Source organism: Streptomyces botrytidirepellens, assembly GCF_003721215.1.
GTDB lineage: Bacteria > Actinomycetota > Actinomycetes > Streptomycetales > Streptomycetaceae > Streptomyces > Streptomyces himastatinicus.
Genome location: NZ_RIBZ01000426.1, coordinates 1 through 1,017 on the forward strand (window position 1 = coordinate 1; position 1,017 = coordinate 1,017).

A 1,017-nucleotide genomic window follows, 5' to 3' on the forward strand; every position below is an offset into this window, starting at 1 on the left:
CGAACGGTAGGCGGGCGGGGGCTGGGTGGCCGGGGTCCAGGCCGCGCCGCCGTCCGCGGTGACCGCGGCCGCGCGCGGGGACGGCTGGTCGGGTCGGTAGTCGCCGCCCACGGCGAGGCCGTGGCGGGTGTCGCGGAAGGCGAGGGCGAACACGCCGCGGGCCGGGTCACCGGCGGGGAGCGGCGCGTCGGCGACGGTCCAGGTGCGGCCGCGGTCGGCGGTGTGGAAGACCCGGGCGGTGGCGGCGCCCCCGGTGGCGAACCACGCGTCCCGGCGTCCGGCGCTCACCAGGCACTGCCCGCTCGCGGCGAACGCGGACTCCCCCGCTTGCGCGGCGGGCATCCCGCCGGAGGGCAGAACGCGCCAGGTGCGGCCGCCGTCACCGGTGCCGAGGATGCGGTACGTGCCGTCCACGGGGTCGCTGAGCGCGATTCCGTGGCGTGCGTCGAAGAAGGTCAGGCAGTCGTAGAAGGCGCGCGGATCGGGGTTACGGAACGTCTCGCTCCAGGTGGTGCCGCCGTCGTTCGTGACGAAGACGCGGGACGCCTCGCCCTCGCCGATGGCCAGCACCACCGCGCGCCGCGCCCCGAACGCCTCGATGTCGCGGAACTCCAGCCCCTCCGCACCGGGCGGGGACACGTTCCGCCAGTTGCGACCCCCGTCGCGGGTCCGCAGCACCGTGCCCTTCGTCCCCGCGACCCAGGCGGTCCGGCGACTCACGGCGGCGAGTCCCCGGAAGCGAGCGTCGGTGCCGCTGTCCTTCAGCCACCAACCGGCGTGCACACCATCCGCCCCACCCGCCGGTTCGCCCTGTGCGGGCGAGGCGACGGCGGCGGCGAGCGCCGCCCCGCAGAGTCCGGCGGCCACCATGCGTCTCATCATGCCCATGATCCCCATGCCCGTCATGGGGCGCGAAGCTAGCCCATGGGCGATTCGCCGTCCAGAACGCGGCGGCGCCCGCGGACCATCCGCGGGCGCCGCCGATCGGCCGTCAGCCGTGCCGGGTCACTTGTTCAC

At 76.2% G+C, this 1,017-nt stretch carries 1 protein-coding gene; it reads right to left on the reverse strand.

Annotated features, from left to right (window positions below):
• Positions 1 to 906, reverse strand: a 906-nt coding sequence (locus EEJ42_RS31350) for a WD40/YVTN/BNR-like repeat-containing protein (RefSeq protein WP_425472992.1), incomplete at its 3' end; no start/stop codon positions are given.
• Between the last annotated feature and the right edge of the window lie 111 nt (positions 907 to 1,017).